This window comes from Shewanella sp. SM69 (assembly GCF_025653985.1).
Lineage (GTDB): Bacteria > Pseudomonadota > Gammaproteobacteria > Enterobacterales > Shewanellaceae > Shewanella > Shewanella oncorhynchi.
Genome location: NZ_JAKKRV010000001.1, coordinates 148805 through 163107, shown reverse-complemented (window position 1 = coordinate 163107; position 14303 = coordinate 148805). Strand labels below are relative to the sequence as shown.

General features: G+C 45.9%; 13 protein-coding genes. 9 read left to right on the top strand and 4 right to left on the bottom strand.

Annotated elements, in window-relative coordinates:
- Positions 1–3 precede the first annotated feature (3 nt).
- Genes L5M37_RS00785 through hyaA form a run of 4 tightly spaced genes read right to left on the bottom strand, consistent with a single transcriptional unit; the run spans position 4 to position 4106 of the window.
- Positions 4–561: a HyaD/HybD family hydrogenase maturation endopeptidase gene (locus tag L5M37_RS00785; protein ID WP_105252281.1), complete on the bottom strand. Its 558-nt coding sequence runs from the start codon at positions 559–561 to the stop codon at positions 4–6.
- 7 nt (positions 562–568) lie between these two features.
- On the bottom strand, positions 569–1243 hold the full coding sequence (gene cybH, locus L5M37_RS00780) for a Ni/Fe-hydrogenase, b-type cytochrome subunit (protein ID WP_028760178.1): 675 nt from the start codon (positions 1241–1243) through the stop codon (positions 569–571).
- A gap of 19 nt (positions 1244–1262) precedes the next feature.
- Positions 1263–2966: a nickel-dependent hydrogenase large subunit gene (gene hyaB / locus L5M37_RS00775; RefSeq protein WP_105252282.1), complete on the bottom strand. Its 1704-nt coding sequence runs from the start codon at positions 2964–2966 to the stop codon at positions 1263–1265.
- A 3-nt stretch (positions 2967–2969) separates the two neighbouring features.
- Positions 2970–4106 carry a nickel-dependent hydrogenase small subunit gene (gene hyaA, locus L5M37_RS00770; protein ID WP_028760176.1) on the bottom strand — a complete coding sequence of 379 codons (1137 nt, stop codon included), beginning with the start codon at positions 4104–4106 and terminating at the stop codon, positions 2970–2972.
- Positions 4107–4490: 384 nt separating this feature from the next.
- Between hyaA and L5M37_RS00765 the strand changes: the two genes are divergently transcribed.
- The 9 genes from L5M37_RS00765 to mdoH all read left to right on the top strand — a co-directional run bounded on the left by L5M37_RS00765 (position 4491) and on the right by mdoH (position 14190).
- Positions 4491–4958 (top strand): TlpA disulfide reductase family protein, encoded by a 468-nt coding sequence (locus L5M37_RS00765; RefSeq protein WP_028760175.1) that lies wholly within the window; start codon positions 4491–4493, stop codon positions 4956–4958.
- 3 nt (positions 4959–4961) lie between these two features.
- Positions 4962–5180 (top strand): DUF4266 domain-containing protein, encoded by a 219-nt coding sequence (locus L5M37_RS00760; protein WP_263199035.1) that lies wholly within the window; start codon positions 4962–4964, stop codon positions 5178–5180.
- A gap of 164 nt (positions 5181–5344) precedes the next feature.
- Positions 5345–6664, top strand: a complete 1320-nt coding sequence (locus L5M37_RS00755) for a DUF3570 domain-containing protein (RefSeq protein ID WP_263199033.1) — start codon at positions 5345–5347, stop codon at positions 6662–6664.
- Between the two features lie 44 nt (positions 6665–6708).
- Positions 6709–6846, top strand: a complete 138-nt coding sequence (locus L5M37_RS00750) for a hypothetical protein (protein ID WP_263199031.1) — start codon at positions 6709–6711, stop codon at positions 6844–6846.
- The gene (locus L5M37_RS00745) at positions 6794–7702 is read left to right on the top strand and encodes an FAD:protein FMN transferase (RefSeq protein WP_131525480.1); all 909 of its coding nucleotides are present in this window, start codon (positions 6794–6796) and stop codon (positions 7700–7702) included. Before L5M37_RS00750 ends, L5M37_RS00745 begins: the two co-directional genes overlap by 53 nt.
- 20 nt (positions 7703–7722) lie before the next feature.
- Positions 7723–8382, top strand: coding sequence for a response regulator transcription factor (locus L5M37_RS00740; RefSeq protein WP_028760171.1), 660 nt, complete (start codon positions 7723–7725; stop codon positions 8380–8382).
- 84 nt (positions 8383–8466) lie between these two features.
- Positions 8467–9864 (top strand): ATP-binding protein, encoded by a 1398-nt coding sequence (locus L5M37_RS00735; protein ID WP_131525481.1) that lies wholly within the window; start codon positions 8467–8469, stop codon positions 9862–9864.
- Between the two features lie 490 nt (positions 9865–10354).
- Positions 10355–11983: a glucan biosynthesis protein G gene (locus L5M37_RS00730; protein WP_263199030.1), complete on the top strand. Its 1629-nt coding sequence runs from the start codon at positions 10355–10357 to the stop codon at positions 11981–11983.
- 23 nt (positions 11984–12006) lie between these two features.
- On the top strand, positions 12007–14190 hold the full coding sequence (gene mdoH, locus L5M37_RS00725) for a glucans biosynthesis glucosyltransferase MdoH (RefSeq protein ID WP_105252289.1): 2184 nt from the start codon (positions 12007–12009) through the stop codon (positions 14188–14190).
- Positions 14191–14303: the final 113 nt, after the last annotated feature.

The following is a 14303-nucleotide window of genomic DNA, read 5'->3' as shown; positions in this document are numbered from 1 at the left end:
CTTCTATATACTTTCACCAGTAGTAACGCCACGTTTATAAGAGTCAGGGATCAGCGAGTCGATACTATGCTCGGCAACACGCGTTGCAGTGAACCCAAGGGAGGCTAAGTGGGATAACAAGCTTGATTCCATTAAAGGTACCGCGGCGGCGACTTTAGGGGTCAAGCCTAGCACCATAGGTTCGAGCACGGTTGGGGTGACGCCAAGCACGAAGGTTTTAGGCCTGTCGCCAACCATTTCCATCATATTGAGGGTTTGCAGCATTTCGACTTCATGGGCGCTGCCTTGCCAGTCGATTTCCTTCGGCGCTTTATCAAAATCGAAGAAGTAGACTTCGCCCGCTTCTACGCCATTGGCGTTAACAGTATCGACCACGATTAAATAATCGTATTGGCAAATAATAGGGATAAGTCCCTGAGCCAAGGTGCCGCCGTCGAGCAGCGTTAGCTGGTGGGACTCATGGGTAAACTGATAATTATCAGCTATATAATTGACAAAATGTACGCCGATGCCTTCATCGGCGTACAGGACATTGCCAATACCGAGTAGCAATATCTTCATTGGACTCCTAGTGGTGTGAGTCTGGCTTTGGGTAGTCATAGCCAGAGACAATCGAGTCAACTGAGTTATGTTTGAAGCGTATCCCTGACCAAACCGCCATATAGACGTGGATAACCACAAAGATAACAAATGCCCAAGTGAGGTAGTGATGCCAAATCCTAACTTGTGCTAGCCCACCCATTTGTGCCGTGATCCAAGCGGCGCTGCCCCAAAGCATGCCACCTAAACCTTGGTGATACACATTGGCGTACAACACCAGACCCGTTATACATATCACAAGAGCGACCAGTGAGATTGCTACATAAGTCACAAATTGCAGCGGTCCATAGACACCGGCTTTATGTAAGTGCCCCATCCATAAGTAAGATTTCAGCTGAGTGATCCAGCTTTTTACGCTCATGACATCGCGAAATGAGCGCCGCTCAATGTCGCTTCGGCTGAAAAAATACAGGTAGAAGCGCACTAAAGTGATTGCGGTTAGTACAAAACCGCAAATCAGATGAGCGAAGCGGATCCAGCCTTGTACGAGTACGTCCGTACTTTCAGGCGCCACCAGAAACGGCCAAGCAATATAGAATCCGGTGATCACTAGCACCAGAATTGACAGTGCCCTGAGCCAGTGAAAAATCCGTATTGCCGGACTAAAAATCAGTGTCCGAATGCGGGTTGCAGAATGGTTCATTTTGCGTTCCCTCCCTCGATTATTGACCATTGGGACTGACACGGAACTCGCTCAATGCTTGGCCTTTGAAATCCATTACGTGTACAGAACACGCCATGCAAGGGTCAAATGAGTGAATAATACGTATCACCTCAAGGGGCTTAGTAGGATCTTCCAGTTTCAAGCCAATTAAAGAGGCTTCATAGGGACCCATTTTACCGTTGGCATCCACTGGACCTGCGTTCCAGGTAGTTGGTACGACGGCTTGATAGTTCTCAATCACTCCATTTTTAATGCGGATCCAGTGGCTTAACATGCCGCGTGGCGCCTCGATCATGGCGTGACCTACATACTCTTTATTTGGATCAATATTGGGTTTTACATAGGTAGATTCATCGGACTGGATATTCGTCAGCAGCGCATCAAAGGTTTTTAACCCTTCTTGGGCGACGATGACTGTTTGCAGCATACGGGCTGCGGTGCGACCTAAAGTGGTAAATAGAGCCGCTACGGGTAGACCTGTGCGAGCGAGCAGGGCATTAACCGAATCCACGACCACCTTGTTACCGCGGGCATAACTCACCAATAGGCAGGCGAGTGGACCCACTTCGACAGGCTCACCTTGATAACGGGGAGATTTCACCCATGAGTATTTGCCATCACCATCCAGTGTTGGCAATTTGCCGTAGACAGTGTCGCGTTCAACAAAACCAGTGTAATTAGGAATCGTTGTACCGTCATAGGGATGTTGCGGCGCATCGGCGCTATACCAAGCGTGGCTGACGTCTTCGGCAATCAGATCTGGATTCACATCACTGACGCCGGCAAGGTCGCCATTCATGATCACGCCTTGATTAAACATGTATTCGCCATTGGCTAACACAAAGTCATCGGTCGCCATGAAGTTTTTCACGTTTACGCCGCCCAACACGCTAGGTTCAGTACCAAAGGCTTCGGCCGCCATCACGATATCTGCTTGATAGGCACGCAGAATAAAGTCAGTTACTGTCGCATGTTTTTGCTTCCATTCCTGCAGGCGAGCAGGGCTTAACATGTCGCGCACCGAAGTCACACCACCGACAACAACGGATTGTGGATGTGGTGATTTGCCACCAAAAATGGCTAGCATCTCTGCCGCAACACGTTGTACTTCAAGCGCTTTAAGGTAGTGAGATAGCGCGATAAGATTTTGCTCTGGGGTAAATTTATAGGTGCCGTTGCCCCAATAAGCGTTGGCAAATGGACCTAATTTTCCCGTTTCGACAAAGCCTTTAACTCTTTCTTGTACCGCTTTTAAATCACCTTCACCCGCCGCTATGGGATGGTCTGTGTATTTCAGGGCAACTTGTGCCGCTTTAGCAGGATCGGCGCTCAGTGCAGAAACCACATCAACCCAATCTAAGCCGTGTAGATGGTAAAAATGGACAATATGGTCGTGCATGTATAAAGAGGTTTGCATTAATGAACGTAAGTATCTTGCGTTCAATGGAATTTGAATTCCTAACGCATTTTCAACCGCTTCAGTACCGCAGCGGTAGTGGGAATAGGTACATACGCCACAGATACGTTGCACAATAAGGCCAACATCCATAGGCGTGCGGCCTTTGAGAATGACTTCAATACCGCGCCAAAGTGTGGAGGATGACCAAGCCTTGTTGATGACGTTATTTTCATCAACTTCGACTTCGATACGTAAGTGACCCTCGATACGTGTGATAGGGTCGATAACAACGCGCTTGCTCATGGGTTATTCCTCCAGCGGTTTGGCAAAAATACTGGCAACGGCATGGGCTCCAATGCCCACCACAGTCGCGCCTAAAATCACCGCACCAATAGTATCTGCGGTCGCATCCAATCCATGGAGGAGTTGACGGCCAAGGGGTTTTTCAAAGTCAGCCATATCGTCCCAGAAGTTAGGTTCTGAGCAACCCATACAACCGTGTCCAGCGAGTACTGGCCAGCTAGTGTGATGGTTAAAGCGCTCGGTTGGGCAGTTGTTGTAGGTGTAAGGGCCTTTACAACCGACTTTATAAAGGCAGTAGCCTTCTTTCGCACCGTGATCGCCAAATTCTTCAACGAATTCACCTGCATCGAAGCGGCCGCGGCGTTCACAGTTATCGTGTACCCGTGCGCCGTAAGCCCATTTAGGTCTATTAAACATATCCAGCGCAGGTAATTTTCCGAACATGATGAAGTACATCAAAGTGCCGACTATGTTCTTTTCACTCGGTGGGCAACCGCCTAAGTTAATCACGGGTTTACTGACCACTTCATGCACGCCTTTCGCCCCCGTTGGGTTTGGATAAGCGGCTTGCACCCCACCAAACGCCGCACAAGTGCCGACAGAGATAATCGCGGCGGCGCCTTCAGCAGCATGCTTGATGATTTCTAACCCTGTGTGGCCTTTACAACCCACAGTTAAGAAACTGCCGTTATTTGCAGTCGGAATCGCCCCTTCAACGGCCAGTAAATAGCGGCCCTTGTAGGTTTCGAGTGCATGTTCGAGGTTCTCTTCAGCTTGCCAACCCGCTGCAGCCATTAAGGTTTCGTGATATTCCAAGGAAATATGATCGAAAATCAGTGAGTCTAGATTGGGGGTATCGGTACGAATTAAAGATTCGGAGCAGCCAGTACATTCGGCCATATGTAACCAGATTAAGGGTACACGATCGGCTAATTCGGCAGCTTCGGCCACTAAGTTACTAAAGGGGAGGGGTAATGCGAGCATGCTCGTCACCATGGCACTCCACTTCATAAAATCACGGCGACTAATGCCGTGCTGTTGCATTTTCTCAATCAGCGATTGTTGTTGACGGGGAGCGAATTGGCGTAACGCATCTAAGCGCGCCTTTCCCTGTTCATATAGGGCTGCATGTGTGTCCATGGGTCAACCTTTTTTGTTATTTAAATGTAAATTGGTAAGGGTTTACATAATTGACAGTGTCAGTTTAGGCCGTTGGAGTGTAAAGATTATTGATGTATATCAAGAATTTTTAAGAGATGTGACCGAACTGATTTTGACATTTAATTAACATGACACAGATCTAATTTCACTTTTTCTAATGGGACAAAATGTCTCACATTTGCCATTTTGGATGAAATCGGTCACTTAATAAGCACTCATGTGATTAAGGCGATGCAGATGACTATGGTTCATTCGCGTGGTGAGTCTGGGCGAGCAGGTTAATTAAACTTATATAAGCTTGTTTAAGAAAACCTTAAGATTCAGTTAATAGATTCGAACGTAATCGTTAATGCGGAATATGCTATGAAGAAAATATTATTGTTACTCAGTTTATTGGCCGCAGGCGTACAAGCCGCGCCATCGCTGGACTATCAAGTGTTTAACGCGCAAAACCAAGCTGTTTCCCTGAGTGAGTTTAAAGGCAAAGTCGTCTATGTCGATTTTTGGGCATCCTGGTGTGGCCCTTGCCGTAAATCGTTTCCTTGGATGAATGAAATACAAAAAAAGTATCAAGATCAGGGATTAGCTGTCGTGGCAATCAACCTAGATACAGATAACGAGTTAGCCCAGGAATTCTTAAAACAAGTCCCTGCCAATTTTTCAGTACGTTTTAACCCCGAAGGTGATGTCGCTCGCAGTTTCGATTTGCTGGGCATGCCGAGCAGTTTTATGTTCAATCGTCAAGGTCAGTTAGTACAGCATCATGTTGGCTTTTATGCCGATAAAACCGCTGAATACGAGCAAGAGCTCGTCAATTTACTGAAGGAGTAATTTATGCTTAGACCCGCATTAGTCGCAGTAACGCTCATCATAGGTTTGAGTGGATGTTCAAGTTTAGGAGTGCAGCCGTGGGAGAAAGGCCAGTTGGCCCGCAGCGATATGGCGCTCGACAGTGAAAAGCTCGATCTTGCACTCGATGATCATATTTATTTTAGTAAAGAAGGCAGTAGCGGCGGTCGTGCATTTGCCGGTGGTGGATGTGGCTGTAACTAAACTCTCCGTTGGTGTTATTTGCCTTTAGATGTAACGAATAAATGTAACACACAGATGTAATGAACAGACGTACTAAAACAAATGTGACGAGCAGATGTTCTAAAATCTGGGGCGAAATCCCGCGGTATTGAATAGATGGAAATGACCTACAGGTGTTGTCAGCTATGACTCAAAAAAAGAACCAAATAAATACAAGACAATCGAAGCAGATAGCAGGTGCTCTCGCATTAGCCAGTTGTGGACTGTTTGCAACAAGTGGCCATGCGACTGAATTATCTAAAAAAGCTGACGACTGGAAGATCGATGCTGCGTTAATGTATTACGGTGAGCAAGATAGAGTACAAGCCATCGAAGCTATAGGCACAGCGCAAAAAGCCTTTGGCGATGACAGTGTGCTGGATCTCAAACTCGTGGTTGATAGTCTAACGGGGCCTTCAGCATCGGGCGCCGTGGCCCAAAGTTCTAGCCAAACGTTTACTCGACCATCTGGTAATGGTCAATATCATGTTTCAGCGGGGGAAACGCCGTTAGATGACACCTTTCACGATACTCGCGTACAAGCCAATGTCGGTTGGAGTGAAGTGCTAACACCAGATTGGAAACTCAATGTTGGCGCATATGGCTCGAAAGAGTTTGATTATATGTCAATGGGCATCAATGCCGGAATTGAGCGAGGGTTTAATAAAGACAACACCACTTTATTTTTAGGTACGGCTTATAGTTTCGATGTGGTTGACCCCGTTGGCGGTCGTCCGGTGGATTTATCTTCGATGGTCATTCGCGATAACTTCACCAGCGAGGAAGCTTATCGCAGCGCATTCGATGCGACTCGTCAAGGTGGCAGTGATAATAAGCAGACCGCGGATGTGATGTTAGGTATCACCCAAGTGCTTAGTCAGCGCTGGTTGTTGCAAGCCAATTACGGCTTGTCGAGTGTGAATGGCTATTTAACTGATCCCTACAAGGTGCTCAGTGTGGTGGATAACAACGGCATTACTCAGGATTTATTGTATGAAAGCCGCCCTGATTCGCGCTTGAAGCACAGTTTTTACGTGATGACCAAAGGCGCATTAGATGCGGGTGTGGTGGATTTTTCCTATCGTTATAATACCGATGACTGGGACCTCACATCGCATACCTTAGAAACCCATTATCGGTATTACTTTACTGGCAATTTCTATGGTCAATTACATCTGCGCTATTACCAACAAACGGCGGCTAACTTCTATCAACCTTTCTTGATGGCGGATACGCCACTGCCAGAGTTTGCCAGTGCCGATTATCGTATCGGTGATATGTCGGCTTATACGATTGGGGTTAAATTTGGCCATAGATTATCGGGCGGTCATGAAATGTCGTATCGCTTAGAGTATTACCAACAGGATCCGAAAAATAACGGCGCTACGATTCCTGGAGAGCTGCAAAACTTCGATCTATTTCCGACTCAGAAGGCAATTACAGCACAGTTTAGTTATTCTTTTTAATACGAAATAATGCTACTGGCTCAGATAGCAAGGCGTTAAACTGTATGGGTAGCTTAGCTACCCATACTCAATTTACCCCTGAACTTATTCAATCGCAATCCCAGTGTATGCCATGTGAAGAGGTGATTTATGATGTCGACATCGTCGCTAAAGACCGCACCTTATTCGTTGCTGCGCCGTGATTGGGGTTATGTGGGCGAATTTAGGGCCATGGCGAGTCCCTGTGAAATACTCATTGGGTGTGATCAACTTGATATTGCTGACGATATGTTGGATATGGCTGTCACTGAGGCGCTGCGTATCGAACATAAGTACAGTCGCTTTATCGCGCAGAATTGTCTGTGGCAATTAAACCATGCCAATGGTCATAAGCAGCTTATCGATGAAGAAACCTGGCAGTTATTGGCTTTTGCTAAACAATGTTTTCAGCTCAGTGATGGACTCTTTGATATTTCTGCTGGGCCGTTAATGGAACTGTGGCGCTTTGATCCCAAAGCCCAATTGCCCGAACATGGCCGCATACTTGCCGCGAAAGACTTAGTGGGGTTTGAGCGCATCGAGTTTGATTCGCGCCATATTGAGATGCCAACAGGTATGAAATTGGATTTTGGTGGTATCGCAAAAGAATATGCGGTCGACAGAGTCGCCTATGAGTTAGCCGAATGTTATCCAGACATTCCAGTGTTAGTGAATTTTGGCGGTGATATCGCTTGTCCCGTGTCTAAAGTGACGCCATGGCAAGTGGGAATTGAAGATCCACGACACCTTGACCACGCTGCGAGTGTACTGGCGATTAGTCAGGGTGCATTAGCGACCAGTGGCGATACGCGGCGATTTTTTGAAGTCGATGGAAAGCGTTACGGCCATATTGTCGACCCACGCACTGGCTATCCCGTTATCCATGCGCCGCGCTCTGTGACTGTGTTAGGGCCAAACTGCGTGACTGCAGGTATGCTCGCCACTATGGCTATGCTGCAGGGGCGAGACGCGGAAGATTTTTTACAGCAACAAGATGTTAAGTTCAGTATTTTCCGTTAGGGCTCAGTTAAGGACATTGAATGCGTATTATGTTGGTTGAAGACAATGAGTTATTAGCCCAAGGAATTTGCTTGAGTTTGGCGAAGCTGGGTATGCAAGTTGATCACCTTAATAGTTATCAGCAAGCCTTGTTGGGGGTTAAAAATGAAAGCTTCAGTGCCATAGTGCTCGATCTGGGATTGCCTGACGGTAATGGTAAAGAGTTACTTAAAGCTTGGCGCCAGCAGGGAGTGTCAATTCCCACAATAGTTCTGACCGCTAATACGGATTTTGACACTAAGCTCGAATGTTTAGACATGGGCGCCGATGATTATCTCGGTAAACCTTTTGATGTGCGTGAACTAGCCGCGCGCATTCGTGCCATCGTCAGACGTCAGTATGGGCTCGATCACAACAGTTTGATTATTGGTGCTTTGTGTATCGATTTAAATACCCGTGAAGTGACCTTTCGTGATCAAAATGTGCTGCTTTCACGGCGTGAATTTCAATTACTGCTCGAACTCGCTCAGTCGGCAGGGCGTGTATTGACCCGCAGCCAGTTAGAACAGTTAACCTATGGCTGGGATGAGGTCGGCAGTAATTCAATAGAAGTGCATATCCACCATCTGCGCAAAAAACTTGCCAATGAATTAATCAAAACCGTGCGTGGAATAGGCTATACCTTGATTGAAATAAATTAATTTGAAGAGTTAAGTGACAAGCTCCACGTTTGTGGGTACTGATAACGCAGTGATGACTTGAAGCATAGTCGTTAGGAAAAAGAAGTGATTCGATTAAAGGGGCTAGATGTGTATTCACTGCGTTTGGTACTGACATTATTAATTTTGTCAGGTATTTCAGTATCCGTCGCTGTATCTAGCTGGTTGAGTACTCGGGATTCTAAGCATCAAATCGAAGAACTCTTCGATGCGCAAATGCTCCAAACCGCTAAAATGTTGGAGTTGTTCTATCATACTGAGCCCAATGCAACAGCTCAGGATCTCGTCATACCCCAAGTGCTCCACGTTCCCGATAGCCAGATCAGTTCCTTTGCCGAAAAGGCCGATGCGCTGAAACTGGCCTATGAGCATAAATTGGCGTTTCAAATCTGGAGTGAGGCGGGTGAGGCCTTAGTTTTATCGGATAATATTGGTCATCAACCTATTAGTCGATTCGTACAGGGCTATCATAAGAAAGTGTTCGAAGGAGAACTTTGGCATGTGTTCAGTTTTTTTTCGGTTAAAAATCATGTTTGGATTGTCACTGCTCAACAGGATGAAGTACGCCAAGAGCTCGTATCGCAAATCATGCATAACGCCGTTATTGTGCCTTTAATGGTAGTGCCTTTAACATTAATTATTGTTAGCTTCTTGTTTTATCTCTTGTTTCGGCCATTAAAAACCTTTGAAAGAGAATTAATTGGACGGGCGCCCAACGATTTGACCCCGTTGACTATGTCATTGCCTAAAGAATTAGTCCCTGTTCGGCGCGCATTGAACTTATATATCAATAGTATCGCGCGATTTATCGCCCGTGAGCGTCGTTTTAGCGCCGATGCGGCCCATGAGCTTAAAACGCCATTATCTGTGATTAAATTACATCAACATGGCTTAGAGAGTCTGATTGATGATGATCCGCAGCAGAAATTCCATTTAGCTGCGATAGATGCTGGCGTCGTGCACATGAGTCATACCGTTGAACAATTACTCGTATTAGCAAGGGTGGACTCGATTAATGAGCTTAATGTGTCATCCCACGCCATTTTGCCTATGGTCGAAGATGCGCTTAATCAATTAATGCCACAAATCACAGATTATGAATGGAATATCGATATCGCATCCAATCTAACGGTGACCTGTGATCGTTTTTATTTGCTACTTGTACTGAAGAATATTATCGAAAATGCCTGTAAATACAGTCCACAGGAATCGGAGATTTCAGTGTTGGCCCATGCTTTGGATGATGAAATCTGTATTTGTGTCGCGGATCGAGGCCAAGGCATGACAGAGCCGCAGATTGCCAATGCGACAGAACGTTTTTATCGTGTGAATGAAAATGAAGGCATAGGCGCGGGATTAGGTTTGTCTATCTGCTATCACATCATAGAATTGCACCAAGGTCGTTTAGTGATTGCGCCTAGGGATCAAGGTGGATTATCTGTGACACTTTTTCTGCCAAAATAGTTCAGGCAATGAAATGTTAAAATAGATCCGCAGTTTCAGTGACATCAGCTCAGTTGTTTTGATACATTTAAGCGGGTAAAATTTTGAATTTTCCTGCTGTCTTAGTGTTAATCCTTAGGCTTACCAACAGATTGATTCGCTTATTGTGATATTTCATCTATGATCATCAACACTTAGTTGAGGTGTAAAAAGGCTCATTTTACTTTCAATAATGTAGCATTTGGATCACTTAATTTGTTTTTGTAACTTTGAAAACAGAAATAAGCATGATAATGTTATTTTAATATTCATTTTTGGTATAAGCTTATTCTCAAATAGTATTGTGTAGAAGGGGTTAACTGCATCTTTATTTATGAGTTTTTTTCTCCTTCTGATATCTTTCGCGATATGTAAGCAACTGTTTTTTTTCATCTCTAAATCAGAGTGAAAAAAATTCACTGTATACATAAAAAACATTGATTTCTTAGTTTATTTTTTAGGTTACCTATCTATGGTTAGCTTGTTGCGTTGCCCATCGTCCAAACCTTATTCGTCACTCATATGTTCACTGACGCTAGGCGCTGTAGTCGCCCTGTCTGGTGTCGCGTACGCTGAAGAGACAAAACCCGCCGAGGCAGTTCCTGTGGTTACTCCACCGAAAGTGATTTCTCAGCCCAGTACAAAAAATCAAATCAGATTCACTAAGACAGGCGCTTTTGATAGCGAAACTGTCGTGAAGATTGCAAAACGTTTGGCAGCGAAACCTTATGTGACCCTCAAAGATCCTTTGCCAGCTGGCCTTGCTAAACTGTCATACGATGAATACAGAGATATTCGTTTTAACCCGACTGCGTCTATTTGGCGTGATCAGGGCGTGCCATTTCAAATGCAAATGTTCCACCGTGGTTTCTATTTTCAGGATCTGATCGAGATTGCGATTGTAGAAGGTCAGAATGCAACGCACTTAGCCTATGAGCCTAAATATTTCACCGCGGGTGAAGTGATTACTCAAGCGCTACCAAATGATGACATTGGCTACTCAGGATTCCGTATTCATAACCAATTGAATACGAACGGTGTATTTGACGAGCTTATGGTATTCCAAGGTGCGAGTTATTTCCGTGCTTTAGGTAAAGGTAACGCCTATGGCTTATCTTCCCGTGGTTTGGCGTTAAAAACGGCTGACGCTGAAGGGGAAGAATTCCCGATATTTCGCGCCTTCTGGGTTGAGCGTCCACACAATGACAGCAACTTGATTGTTGTGCATGCCTTGTTAGATAGCCCAAGCGTAGCAGGTGCCTATACTTTCTCTGTCCGTCCCGGTGATAACACCTTGATTGATGTAGAAGCGACACTGTTTCCTCGTGTTGAGCTGAGCAAAGTCGGTTTAGCACCAAGCACTAGCATGTTTTTACATTCACTCAATGGTCGTCATGACACCGATGATTTTAGACCTGAAGTACATGATTCTGATGGTTTATTGATGTTAAATGGTCGTGGTGAGCATTTATGGCGCCCATTAGCTAATCCACGTCAGTTACAAGTCAGTGCGTTTTCTGACAACTCGCCTCAGGGATTTGGTCTGATCCAACGTGAGCGTGACTATGCGTCATATCAAGATTTAGAAGCCCATTACGAACGTCGCCCAAGCCTATGGATTGAGCCTGTGGGTAATTGGGGGCAAGGTTCTGTGGTGTTGACTGAAATTCCGACAGAGTCTGAGATTCATGACAACATTGTTAGTTATTGGAAACCACGTCAGCCTATTCCTGCTGGCGGTGAATTTCATTTTGCCTATCGCATGAGTTGGGGTGAAGAACCTGCTGCGAAAGTCGGTGCTGTACATATTTCTCGCTCTGCCAGTGGTCGTGCCGATATTGCTAAGGCGACTCCAAGACGTTTATTTGTGGTCGACTATCAAGTTGAAGGTCCGATGACAGATGAAATGCCAGTCGCTAAAGTTGAAGCTTCTAGTGGTGTGGTCACGAACGTGGTGATTGCCCGTAATGCCGCTAAAAATGGCTATCGCTTAGCTTTTGAATTAGAGCCAGAAGATAAAGATCTTATCGAACTGCGCGCTGAACTTAAGTTCCCAACTCCTCGTCAGGTTGAAACCTGGCTCTATCGCTGGACGCTGTAAGGTTCATGACGGAGCAACATGATATGACTGTATCCGATAACTCGGTACTCGAGACGGAAGTCCTCGTGGGTGGTAGTGCTATGCCAAATGAACGGCCTGGCGCTATGGAACCCCAAAATTTAAGTAAGATGCCAGAGGGATTCCCTCGCCGTAGCACTGTGGCTGATGGGGTACGCTCGCGTACCTACCGTCGTGTGTTTGTGGTGGGTGGGGCTTTATTATTATCTTTGTTTGCTATCTATGAAATGGGGGCGGTATTTAGCATTGGCGGAATTACTCCTCTGGAATATTTAGTGCTAGTGCTGTTTGCGGTTAATTTCTGCTGGATTGCTTTGGCGTTTTGTAGCGGTATTGCAGGTTTTTTAATTTTACTGCGAAAACCGCGGGCAAAAGATTTACAAGTGACTGAACTGCATACGCGAACCGCGATTTTGATGCCGACCTATAACGAATCTCCTGATAGGGTATTCTCGGCGGTTTCAGTGATGGCTGAAACCTTGTCGCAAACGGGTCATGGTCATGCTTTTGATTGGTTTATCTTAAGTGATACTACCGATCCCGATATTGCTTTGCTCGAAGAGCAGGCGTTTCTGGTGTTACGTCAAGAAACCCATAAGCATTCGCGGGTGTATTACCGTCGCCGTCGTAAAAACGTCGCCCGTAAAGCGGGTAACGTAGCCGATTTTTGCCGTCGTTGGGGATCGCGTTATGATCACTTGTTAGTGCTTGATGCCGACAGTTTGATGGAGTCTTCAACCATCACTGGCTTAGCTCAGCGCATGCAGGCCGATCCTGATGCGGGTTTGATCCAAACGATTCCGTCGTTGATCAATGGCACCACTTTAATGGCCCGTTTACAGCAATTTGCGGCGCGTATTTATGGTCCGGTAATTGGTACCGGGTTAGGCTGGTGGGTACAAAAAGAAGGTAACTTCTGGGGCCACAACGCCATAATCCGCACCGAAGCCTTTATGACCGCGGCCGGATTACCCAACCTTAAGGGTAAGCCACCTTTTGGTGGTCACATCATGAGCCATGACTTTGTTGAAGCTGCGCTGATCCGCCGTGCGGGTTGGAGTGTGGTCATTGCCTATGACTTACCGGGTTCATACGAAGAATGTCCACCGTCGATTATCGACTTAGCCGTGCGTGATCGTCGCTGGTGCCAAGGTAACTTGCAGCATTCGCGTATTTTGCCGACTAAAGGTTTGCACTGGGTAAGCCGTTTACATTTACTGACGGGTATCATGGCTTATTTGTCATCTCCTTTCTGGTTGATGTTGATTTTGACCGGTTTGATGTTGGCTTTGCAGGCACACTTTATTCGACCTGAATATTTCACCGATCAATTTTCACTGTTCCCGACTTGGCCCATCATGGACTCGGATAGGGCATTAAGATTGTTCTACATTACTATGGGGGTTTTGTTTGGCCCTAAAGTATTTGGGGTCTTGTTGCTGCTTAAAGACGGTGAGTTTGCTCGCAGTGTTGGTGGTCGAATTAAAGCGATATTCAGTGTGATCTTTGAGGTCATACTTTCAGCGCTGATTGCACCTATCATGATGTTTATCCATTGTGGTGCTGTGATGTCAATTCTGATGGGGCGGGACAGTGGTTGGTCGCCGCAACGTCGTGATGACGGCAGTATGCCTTGGATGACGTTAATCTATCGTCACCGCTGGCATATGCTGGCAGGTGTGATGTTAGGTTATGCGGCTATTTTGGATTCTTTGACTTTGTTAGCTTGGATGAGTCCGGCGTTGATCGGTCTGTGGATTGCTGTGCCTATTTCGGCATGGACAGGTTCAGTTAAAATTGGCGAAGTGTTCAAGCGTGCTGGTATTCTTGCAACACCAGAAGAACGTAACCCTGCGCAAATTTGTCTGCAAGCGCAAGAAGCGCGTGCCGCTTACCAAAGACACATTGCTGAGCCTTGGACGTTAGCACAGGTACTTAAAGACCCTGCGTTGATGGAATTGCATTTAGCCATGGTGGATAAACAGCCTTTGCGTGCTGCGGGTACACCAATTGAAGCGATGGAAGCCATAGTGCATGTGAAGGTGCATGAAGCTCGTTGTCAACAGAGCGCATTAGCTTTACTCAATCGTCAAGAAATGGCGATGGTGTTGGCAAATCCTTTGATGTTACGTAGCCTACAGAAATTACCAGAGCAATTTGTCGAAGAAGATCTCGTGTCTTTTTGCTAACGAGCACTTGCTCAGCATATTTATGCGAGTTTGTTTGATATCAATGCCACTGACGACCTCAGTGGCATTTTTCTTTTCGTTATCTGGAGTTAACCCCTAGTAATTAATTGATC

Coding starts and splice junctions, on each gene's coding strand:
- L5M37_RS00785 (WP_105252281.1), bottom strand. CDS start 561: ATGAAGATATTGCTACTCGGTATTGGCAATGTCCTGTACGCCGATGAA.
- cybH (WP_028760178.1), bottom strand. CDS start 1,243: ATGAACCATTCTGCAACCCGCATTCGGACACTGATTTTTAGTCCGGCA.
- hyaB (WP_105252282.1), bottom strand. CDS start 2,966: ATGAGCAAGCGCGTTGTTATCGACCCTATCACACGTATCGAGGGTCAC.
- hyaA (WP_028760176.1), bottom strand. CDS start 4,106: ATGGACACACATGCAGCCCTATATGAACAGGGAAAGGCGCGCTTAGAT.
- L5M37_RS00765 (WP_028760175.1), top strand. CDS start 4,491: ATGAAGAAAATATTATTGTTACTCAGTTTATTGGCCGCAGGCGTACAA.
- L5M37_RS00760 (WP_263199035.1), top strand. CDS start 4,962: ATGCTTAGACCCGCATTAGTCGCAGTAACGCTCATCATAGGTTTGAGT.
- L5M37_RS00755 (WP_263199033.1), top strand. CDS start 5,345: ATGACTCAAAAAAAGAACCAAATAAATACAAGACAATCGAAGCAGATA.
- L5M37_RS00750 (WP_263199031.1), top strand. CDS start 6,709: ATGGGTAGCTTAGCTACCCATACTCAATTTACCCCTGAACTTATTCAA.
- L5M37_RS00745 (WP_131525480.1), top strand. CDS start 6,794: ATGATGTCGACATCGTCGCTAAAGACCGCACCTTATTCGTTGCTGCGC.
- L5M37_RS00740 (WP_028760171.1), top strand. CDS start 7,723: ATGCGTATTATGTTGGTTGAAGACAATGAGTTATTAGCCCAAGGAATT.
- L5M37_RS00730 (WP_263199030.1), top strand. CDS start 10,355: ATGGTTAGCTTGTTGCGTTGCCCATCGTCCAAACCTTATTCGTCACTC.
- mdoH (WP_105252289.1), top strand. CDS start 12,007: ATGACTGTATCCGATAACTCGGTACTCGAGACGGAAGTCCTCGTGGGT.